7 protein-coding genes are annotated in these 9907 nt (G+C 34.9%); 2 read left to right on the forward strand and 5 right to left on the reverse strand.

Annotated features, from left to right (window positions below):
* Window positions 1–11: 11 nt before the first annotated feature.
* The gene (locus ABX784_RS02280; protein WP_372652077.1) at window positions 12–1010 is read right to left on the reverse strand and encodes an isopentenyl-diphosphate delta-isomerase; all 999 of its coding nucleotides are present in this window, start codon (window positions 1008–1010) and stop codon (window positions 12–14) included.
* A 59-nt stretch (window positions 1011–1069) separates the two neighbouring features.
* Window positions 1070–1762: an SAM-dependent methyltransferase gene (locus tag ABX784_RS02285; RefSeq protein ID WP_372652079.1), complete on the reverse strand. Its 693-nt coding sequence runs from the start codon at window positions 1760–1762 to the stop codon at window positions 1070–1072.
* 95 nt (window positions 1763–1857) lie between these two features.
* Between ABX784_RS02285 and ABX784_RS02290 the strand changes: the two genes are divergently transcribed.
* On the forward strand, window positions 1858–2967 hold the full coding sequence (locus tag ABX784_RS02290) for a hypothetical protein (RefSeq protein WP_372652081.1): 1110 nt from the start codon (window positions 1858–1860) through the stop codon (window positions 2965–2967).
* Here the strand turns inward: ABX784_RS02290 and ABX784_RS02295 are convergent.
* From ABX784_RS02295 to ABX784_RS02305, 3 genes are all read right to left on the reverse strand, one after another.
* Window positions 2951–5935 (reverse strand): hypothetical protein, encoded by a 2985-nt coding sequence (locus ABX784_RS02295; RefSeq protein ID WP_372652083.1) that lies wholly within the window; start codon window positions 5933–5935, stop codon window positions 2951–2953. The two genes, ABX784_RS02290 and ABX784_RS02295, sit on opposite strands and share 17 nt — an antisense overlap.
* 229 nt (window positions 5936–6164) lie before the next feature.
* Window positions 6165–7376 (reverse strand): U32 family peptidase, encoded by a 1212-nt coding sequence (locus ABX784_RS02300; RefSeq protein ID WP_372652085.1) that lies wholly within the window; start codon window positions 7374–7376, stop codon window positions 6165–6167.
* Window positions 7343–8551 (reverse strand): U32 family peptidase, encoded by a 1209-nt coding sequence (locus ABX784_RS02305; protein ID WP_372652087.1) that lies wholly within the window; start codon window positions 8549–8551, stop codon window positions 7343–7345. Before ABX784_RS02305 ends, ABX784_RS02300 begins: the two co-directional genes overlap by 34 nt.
* Before the next feature lie 114 nt (window positions 8552–8665).
* On the opposite strand from ABX784_RS02305, the gene ABX784_RS02310 reads away from it, so the two are divergent.
* The gene (locus ABX784_RS02310) at window positions 8666–9799 is read left to right on the forward strand and encodes a hypothetical protein (protein ID WP_372652089.1); all 1134 of its coding nucleotides are present in this window, start codon (window positions 8666–8668) and stop codon (window positions 9797–9799) included.
* Window positions 9800–9907 lie beyond the last annotated feature (108 nt).

Here is a 9907-nt window from a genome sequence, read left to right on the forward strand (position 1 = left end):
TCTTAGACCCCTTATCTCAATTTTAAAAATGCCTTCGCCATCTTTAACGTTTCAATTTGACCAGATACAAATGCCCTAAGCTCATCAAGATCAGTTGCGTGATCAAGATACCCTTTGGCCCTTCCTACCACACTATTTAAAGAACACTTCTCACTAAGCCAATGGCCGTAAAGAGTGTCTGAAATTCCGCCTGAAATAATAATATCTCTGCAAAGGCAGTTCTCGCCTAATTCGCTCTGTAAAAGATTTATCTGATCTACCATTTCTAGTGCAGTATGTCCAACAAACATTAGATCATGTAACTTTGAGCTATATTTAGAATTCTCTCGTAATTTCTCTAACTTAGAGAAGTTAGTCCCACCAAAAGATGCCAGTTCTAAGCCCTTCAATGGTAGTTCTAAGAGCTTTTTTATAGATCTTGGACCCATTCCCTGCCCAACTTCTTTAACGACCACAGGAATCTGCGACTCTATCACTTTTTCAATAGTTTCAAGTGCTGGCTTCTTATAGGTATCACCTTCTGGTTGAAACCACTCCTGAAGAGGATTTATATGTATGATAAGTCCATCAGCATCTAGCTTTTCAACCAGCTCATTAACTCTATCTAGCTCATTTGATTCAATTAATTCTTCTAATTGTGCGATACCTAAATTGGCCCAAAATGGTAACTCGCTTCCAAGGATAGGTCTTAAATTGAAATCCTCAAAGTCCTTATTACTTTCTAATAAAGGTCTGCATGAGCCAAGGCCCATTCCAAGACCAAACTCAGCCGCGACCTTAGCTAGATTTTGATTAATTATTCTGGCGTCACCAGTTCCTCCAGTCATACTAGAGATCCAAAGAGGTGCTTGGACACGCTTACCAAGAAAGTCTTTAGATAAGTCTATGCTCTGTGGATGAGCAGAGAATATTGGTTCATAATCGAAGAGTTTATTTAAACTCTCCTTCTCTGTCTGAGCATCATTGGCCAATTGAATATGTGCGTATTTTCTGTCTGATAAATTTCCCATAGAAGCTAGGTAGCACAAAGCACCTAGCTAGTCTATAAAGGCAGATGTCTTTTGATGACTTAAGGGCTTAGAATTAGGATAAACTCACGCTTGAAGTCTTTAACTTTCTTTGTAATACTCTCTAGCTTTCCAAAATGTAGTTCCTCACTTGGACAGTTTAGATCCATTGCTAAAAAGGCTAATCTGCCAGTTTTAAGAGAATTTACTTCATCCAGTAACTTCTTCATTCTATAAGGGGTATCCATTAGAATAATTGTTTCTTTTCGACTCAGGATACTCTTAAGCTCCTCATCTCTCTCTGGTGATTTAATTGGAAGAAAGCCGCCAAAAGTAAATTTGGAGTGATCTATTCCACTCAGGGCCAAAGCAAGTGAGATCGAATTTGAAAATGGCGTGGCGGTTACTTTGATATTATTTTGATGACAGGCCTTTACGAGTTCAACTCCAGGGTCACAAAAAGCCGGTAGTCCCCCATCACTCATAATAAAAGCATTCTTACCAGATTTCAGAGCCTGCATAATAATAGGAAGGTTTTCTACACGTGAGTGCTCATTGAATAAAACAAAGTCTTCTACTAAATCTCTCGTTAAGCCAAACTTTAACCATCTTCTTCTTCCAGGCTTAAGATCTTCAATGATAAAAATATTATCAGAAGGGTTCTCCGTGGCTTCCTTTAATTGTTTGAAGGCCACTTGCTCTAAGGGACTATCTTCATCTATTGGTGTCGGAATCAATGTTAATACACCTTTCACTACATACTCCTAAGATTATTTGTACTTATATGCTTTCTAAGATAGATTCTATTTTTTAATCAAATTATAATATCACAATGTCAGAAGATAAAAATATGAAATTTAGTTTTACAGTACTCCCGGGAATCGAAGATATCGCTTTAAGTGAACTAAAAAAAAAATGGAGTTCACTAAACTCCTCTGAACTTCCAGAGATTGAGCAAAAAAAAGGAAAACTATTCCTTGAAGCTGATGTTTCTGATGTTTGTACACTTATTCCATATTTAAGAATACCAACTGACGCCTATATAATACTGGATGAATTCACTGGAAAAGATAGGCCTAAGATATATAATAAAATATCAAAAATACCTTGGCATAACTACCTTAGAGGTGACTTTCCTTTAGTTCTAGTGACAACAAAAGAATCGAAGATAATTAATTCAAGTTTAGTCAAAGAATCTGTAGAAAGTGGTATTAAGCTCGCGCTAAAAAAATCTCCCATAAAGAAGGTACCAAAAGGTAAAGAGTCTATTAGTAATAAGATCCATATAGATCTTTATCAAGATAGACTAAGAGTTTCACTAAGCCTCTGTGGTACACGTATGGACAAGCGCGGAGTAAAACTCTACACCGATGCGGCCCCTTTAAGAGAAAGCATCGCGGCGGCCATGACTTTCAGACTTAGTGAGCTGTGTGAGGACCAAAATTTAATAGACCCTATGTCTGGAACAGGAACATTTAGCTTAGAGTCTATTCTTTTTAACAGATACAATAGTTATAGAGATTTTGATTATCAGATAGCCCCCTTTTTTATCAACCTGCCTCTGAGAAAAAGAAAAAAAATAGAGAATAGATTATTTAAATCAGTTTCTACATACGACCTTTCCCCAAAATCAGTTGAGTCTATCAAGCACAACTTTATCCCTTTTAAAGAAGAGTTTGAAGAAATTATAGTACAAGACTTCTTTAAGTTAGAAGAGCGAACAGACTCAGTTGCTATTATTAATCCACCGTATGGAAAGAGAATTAAGCTAGATGAAGAACTTGATATATTTATAAATAGGATAATTACTCACGCTAAGGATTCTATTAAACTAAAAAAAATAGCATTGATTTTCCCAACCTGGGCATATCACAAGCTCAAAGGTTTAAACCTCTTAGAAAAGAGGTTTATATCTAATGGTGGAATTGATGTGGCCTTTATAATTATTGATCTAACATAGGTAAGGCATCAGCTTGTCCGACTTTAAGTAGATCAATTAAATTCTGATGTCTCATTTTTCTATTTTTTCTTTCTAATTCTTTTTGCTGATCTTCGATCTTTTTAGTTTGTTTTACTTTATTTTTAACAATAACTTTCTTTCCTTCTAGCGTTAGAACTACAATTTCATCCTCACCTTCAGCAAAGAGTGACTCTAGTACCTCTGTTCGGTTTTCGATATCATCAGCAGATAGGTTAAAATCTACCTTTACGACTCTACTATCTAATTCAGAAACATCTCCTTGGTAGGAAACAAGTTCAATTTGAGATGAAGAATTACTTTCATTTCGAATAGCACCATCTAGAGAAACTAGTCCACTCTTATCAAGGTTGCTATCAATTGCTCTCTCATTTTGAGACTCAGTTACTTGCCTAGAAGCTGTTGATGGCGTTCCTACATCGGAAGAAGAAGCAATTGCAGAACTAGATGAAAAGTTATTAGCACCAGAGTTTGAAGATACGCCAGCAGAAGATACTCCTCCAGAACTTCTTGTTGAAGAGCTAGGAGACCTAGAGTTTGTGGCAGCAATACGACTTCTAAGAGGAGAAACCTCTGAAGTTGATTGTGTCGCAACACTAGTATTAGTTTCTTTTTTAGTATTTTTTAATTCATTTAATTCTTTTGTTACTTTTAATTTTTCAGACCTAATCTTTTCAATATTAATTTTTTCTTTTAATTCTGCAATTTTAGAATCTATTGAGCTACTCTCTTCAGGAGTGTTAGTGACCTGGTTATTTTGAGCTACCAACTCCTCGAGTTCTTTTATTTTATTTTCTAGTTCATTGCTCTTATCGCTCTTAGGTGTTGTCTTAACAGTTTGTCTTTGTTTATTTTGAACAGGAGTATTTTGAGAGTTAACCATCATATTACTTGAGAATCTATTATCAGTAGAAAGAGAACTAGGAGCAGTAAACTCTTGTTCTTTTACGGATTCTGTAACAATTTCTTCAGATGGCCTAACATTAGCGATAACTTCACGAGTTGAAGACTCTTCAGTCTGAACATCATTTACAGAAGTAGCAATTGCTAAGACTTCACTTTGAAACCTTTCAGACTTTGATTTTTTAACAAAGTCTTTGTCTGACTTTCTTTTTTCATTTTCAAATACAAGTTCGTAACTACTTTTGTTACCTAGCTTTTGATCAACTTCTCTATCTGTACGTACGACAATCTCTAATGCAGCAGCTGAACCAACAGCTCTTTCGAGTTTCTTTATTACACTATCTTGATCTTCCTCTAGTTGACTAACTAGTCCTAAACTACCTCTATACTTTTGGTCATAATCAACAAAACTATTCTCTAGAGACTTAATCTTTAACTTAGCCTCCTTAGCTTCTTTTTCTGCGTAAGCAATAGCAATCTTTAACTCATCAGTAGAAAAACTAACACCTTGAACAAATGCTTGTTTATTAGCATTTTCTATCATGAGAGCTAAGTTTGGTGAATATTTCTTTGCTAAAGAAATAAGCTCTTCATTCTTAATATCAACAATAACACTATCTCCATCTCTTTTTGAATATTCTCCATTGAAGATATTAGTTAAAAGTTCAAGTTCTCTTTTCTTTTGATTTTCTAATTCTATCTGCTTGTTAAGTTCATCACTTAATCTTATAAATTCATTATAATTTTTTAACTTATCTTTCTTTGCTATTTCTAACTTAGTTGACACGACTAGGACTTCCTTTTCTAGTGCGTCTACTATTTTTATATTGTTAGACTTACCTTTTAGTTCTTTAAGATCTACTCGTTCTTTACAAAATAAGACATCTATATCAAATATAAAATTCTGAACTCTACTTTTTTCGTCTTTAGTTAAATTACCATTTAGCTTACTGGCAATTTCTTTTTCTATTATTTTAAACGTCTCTTTCTGCTCTTTTGTAACAGGATTAAAAGCCGCAGCTCTCAAGCTTCTCACACTTTTATCTACATCAGACTTACGAATTAACCTATCTATTTCAGATCGAACTTTCTTACATGCTGAAGAAATAGAAGAATCAACCATAATTGAATCGTAGCCATCAGAGTATTGAACTACATCTTTATGATAAGGACTACTTTTTGAAAGACTTACTTTTAGCTTACTCTGCAGAGTTCCTAACATAAACGCACCAGTAGCATTAGACATTTGTATCGCGCTTTTTTTATGATTAGATTTAATACTACTAGCAAGTATGTTTGGTAGATTTTCATCATTCCTCATAAGTCTCATTACTGCAGAATCTTCAACTTTATCCCACTGTATAACTGAAAGATCATACTTATTGCTATCTGTTAAACTTACTTGGCCACTACTTTTTCTGTAGTCAATATCAGAAGCTAAAGTTTTAAGATAACCTGCATCTGAAAGAATATCCTCTAGAGGTAACTTCTTTGTATTTTTGATATCTGAGCTAATTTTCTCGAAAATCTTTAAAGACAATTCGTCTTTACTAGTTAGTATTTTACCCTGTCGTTGCTTTCTTTGAAACTCTCCAAAAATAGGGTCATTTCCATTATCAGTAACAAGGCACTTAGGTCCAACGTAAGCTGAACCAAGAACTGTTACTAAATCATCATAACCTTCTATATCTTCTACACTACCAGCAATAGACTCAAGAACCTTTGCTTTTGAGACTTCATCTACAACAAGACCTATTTTAACAGCTTCCTTATCTGTTAAGTGTGCTCCCTTATTTGAAATAGCGCTAACACAGTTACAAAACTTTTCAGGGTCTTTAATTGAATTGCAGTTCATTTTATTCATGAAGTCTGAAATACTCTCTAGCCCTACATCTGTAGTAGGTCTTGTCTGACAATTTATGGCAGCTTGTGAGAATATCTCCTCATTCAGTGAAAAGTCGTAGGAAATACTATTCATTCCAGGAAGAGCAAATATATTGCAATTTACAAATAAGAATAAAAATAATTTAGCAGCGCACTTTTTCACGATTTCTCCAAAAACTTTACAATACTTATTTCGTCAGTTTTTTATAATCTCTTAACCATTTTAAAGGCTAATTCTGCTTAAATTGTAGTAAAGAAAAGTTAATGGAAGTTAAAATAAATATTTGCTATTTAAGTGTTGATGGGCTTTCAGGAGCTTACAGCAAAAATGATCCCAAGGTATAAATAAATAAATGATAAAATTAAATTATTTTTTCACACCCTAGTGCAACTTATTCGTGGCGATAAACTCGAGTTTTCACACTAACGCCTGAAACGTGGTTAATAAAGGCAATACTATTTATAGAGGCGCTCTCTATACTTTCACCATTAGAGTTTCTAAGATCAGAGATTATAAGTTCTTTCTCCTTACCGTCTGGAGTTTTTAAAATAAGATTATCTCCAATTTGTAAGCCTATATCTTTTGACTTAACCATTATGCCTAGATGCTTCTTCTTTTTTACATCTAATACATCACCAATATAGTTTTTATCATTTCTCTGAGTTCTTTGATTTTTCAATTTCTTAAAAAGGACATCAGACTTATTAACGTGGAAGAAACCGCGAATGATAGGATTAGGGTAATCATCTTTTAAAGGATGTATTGTACTTGAAATTGGTGAACGAAGTGCATTAACGGCCTTTACTAAAAAGCTGTTATCCTTTATATGCCTAAAATCTACTCTAGCGACTGCTAGCTTCATTTCCTGTAATTCCACACAATGATCTAATAGAAACTGATCTTTAGTATTGAACATGAATGTACCATGAAGGTTTTCTAAAAGAGGAAAACCTTTATGTGGGCTCTCTTCACTAGAGCCTTCTAACTCATAAGAGCTCTCCATAGCTGCCTTAGTCTTATCATCATCATGATCAAGGATATATGGAGATATAAGGTTTCTAGGCGTATAGAAAAGAAGAATTCTACCTGCCACTAAAATCTCTACTGGAACATCTAGAGCATCTATATATTCAGACAGCTTTTGTTTTGGTAGCTCGATAGAGAGAATCATTCTTTCTAACTGTGGGCCAGCAATCTCTTTCCACTTCTTTAAACCCACTAAATTATGATTTCCAGTTTCTGTTAGTAATTGAATTGGCATATCTGGGAGATTGTTCTTAATCCAATATAGTGCACCAGGATCTTGAACTCTAATCGCATCTACACATTCCCAATTTATACTTTGGATCTCAGACTTCCTTTGCTGAAAAACTTTCTCAGTCATCAGAATATCCCAATCAAAAACAACTCTTAAGTTTAAATTTTTGACCTCACGACAAAACTCTGAATATCTCTTAGGCGATATCTTTCCAAATCTAGAAAATAACATATTTCCAAGAATCACTTCATTAACACCAGCTTCTTTAGCTAAAATGGCTTCATCTAAATGATCTACATATGTACAAACTATCATTGCATTACCTTCGCACGTATTATATTCCACTGCTCAGCTCCCTTAACATACGGAGTTTTTAGTAAAATACCTGGACGACTTTTTTCACAGCTACTTCCATCAGTCTCAGTTAAAAAGTCTGCTTTAAACTCAATACAAGGATCATTGAATGGTACAAGCTCTAATGTGCTACCAGGGTAGAATGCAGATCTAACCTCTACTAGTAAGTGACTATCTTCAACAACCTCTAGAACTATCCCCGCAACCACATAGTCAGGAGTCTCGTGCTCTCTTTCTGTATATATAGAGTCTGCACCTGCAGGCTCTTGTAGAGAGCCAAGAGTATAGTCTCGATGAGTAATCTTTCTAAGTTCTTGTTCCCATTCTAAAATATTCTTAGAAACAATATCTCCGCTCTTTTGATATTGAGTTAGAGCATCAGAGTACACTTTGCTAATTGTTCCAGCATAATGATGACTCTTCATTCGGCCTTCAACTTTAACAGAGTCAATTCCGGCCTCAATAAACTCAGGAAGAGCTCTAATTCCCTCTAAATCTTTAGAAGACATAAAATATGCTTTAACTTCATCTTTTGAAGCATTTTCAATATTATTAAAGTCTAGAGAGTACTCAAAGCGACAACTGTGTGCACAGCCACCACGATTACTATCTCTTCCTTGTGTGTAGTTCGATATAACACAGTTTCCAGAGTAGGCCATGCACATTGAGCCGTGAATAAACATCTCAATCTCAAGCCCCGAAGCTTCTCTTATCTCTTTGGCGTCAGAGAGTGATATTTCTCTTCCTAAAACAATTCGCCTTACACCCATCTCTTTCCACAGAAGGGCAGCTTCTGTATTTAAGCAACTTGCTTGAGTAGATAAGTGTATTTCAATATTAGAATATTTTTTAATTGTCTCAATTACACCGAGATCAGAAACAATAACTGCGTCTATACTCAGCTCATCTAAAAGGGATAAGAACTCTGGCAATTCACTTAAATCTGAATCGTGAAGAAAACTATTAAGAACAACATAGACCTTTGCTCCACGATCATGAGCAAAATGGGCACCTTCTTCAAGCTCAGCTGTTGTAAAGTTATCAGCAGCTGTCCTAAGTCCGAACTTCTGCCCACCGAGATAAACAGCATTTGCACCATATAAAATGGCCACTTTCAATTTTTCCAAGCTACCCGCGGGTGCTAATAATTCTGGAACGCTACGCATAAATTCGCCTATTACTATTTTCCTAATATATCAAAGCTTTTATGTAGCAGAATTTTTATATACAATAAAGAAAACAGAGAAATTTTTACTTATATAACTGTTTAAAAGTACATAATGATTAAAAAACTATTTATTTCGCTTAGCCTTATTACAATTGGTGGCCTTTCACTCCTTTTTATTCGCATTAAGAATAAGCCGACTACTATTTACCCATTCCCTTATTTTGTTGATTCTGCACAATATAAATCCCCAGATCTCAAAGAAATCAGCTCTAGTGACATATTGATTGTCGGAGACCGTTTAGGCGTAAACCTAGATAAGTACATCCCTGCAATAAATGAAACTCTTTCTAAGAACCTAAGAAATCAGTTAAAGATCTACAATTGGTCTTCTAAAAGCGAAGGCCTACACAGGACTCTAAAAAAGTTGAGATTATTAAAGAAGCTTCCACCAATAGTTATTTACTCAGGAGCAAGTGAAGAGTTTTATGAGGAGAGACTTCTTACCGCTGACAAAAGCACCCATGACTACAATATGAAAATGTTTAAAGACGACCGCTTCTCTAGCTTGCTCATGGCACTTCCTGATGTCAGCAAGGTTCTATACAAAAAGCCAATAAAATACTTTTACCTAAAACAAAATATTCTTCCGTTTCCAAAAGCATCATCTGCTGTAGTGTCTCAAACGCGAGCAGAACTAATTTATAACTACTTTTCTATTCAATTAGATACTCTTGCAACTATTTCAAGAGAAAAAGGTTCTACATTTATTTACATAACCGCTCCAGTAAACTTAGAAATTCCACCAAGAATTGTTTGTGACAATGCCGTCTCAAGTACAATTATCACAGAGCAATCAGACATAAAAAAACTAATAGACTCAGGTCAGTCTAAAGAGGCCTCCGCTAGGCTTAAGAAGCTACTCTCGCAGTCTATTGGTAATGCTCAAACTTATTACCTTCTAGGAGTTGCACAACTAAACCAGGGGCTTCTTAAGGAAGCTAAGGAAAACCTTAGCATGGCAGCAACATATGATTGTGGAAACTGGAGAAGTAATGCAATATTTAATAAATTAATTAATAGAAATGCAAAAAAGAACGGGATTAAAGTTATCGACTTCTCTGAAATTGTAACTCGAGGACTTGGAAGAAATATAACTTTTGAGGATGAGTACTACCCACAAAGTATTTACTATAACAAATTACAAAAAGAACTTATCCTAACTATTAAAAGTATTCTAAAAATTTGAGGAACTTATGAGTGAGATATCTGGACCGTTAACATTAAATTTAAAAAAAGGTGATATTGTCTGCGCAGAAGGACAAGTTGATCATGACCTTTTCATTATACACTCGGG

Source organism: Halobacteriovorax sp., from assembly GCF_041587335.1.
GTDB lineage: Bacteria > Bdellovibrionota > Bacteriovoracia > Bacteriovoracales > Bacteriovoracaceae > Halobacteriovorax.

Bases quoted from the DNA above. Each gene is read 5' to 3' on its own strand.
- ABX784_RS02280 (WP_372652077.1), bottom strand. From the start codon at position 1,010: ATGGGAAATTTATCAGACAGAAAATACGCACATATTCAATTGGCCAAT.
- ABX784_RS02290 (WP_372652081.1), top strand. From the start codon at position 1,858: ATGAAATTTAGTTTTACAGTACTCCCGGGAATCGAAGATATCGCTTTA.
- ABX784_RS02305 (WP_372652087.1), bottom strand. From the start codon at position 8,551: ATGCGTAGCGTTCCAGAATTATTAGCACCCGCGGGTAGCTTGGAAAAA.
- ABX784_RS02310 (WP_372652089.1), top strand. From the start codon at position 8,666: ATGATTAAAAAACTATTTATTTCGCTTAGCCTTATTACAATTGGTGGC.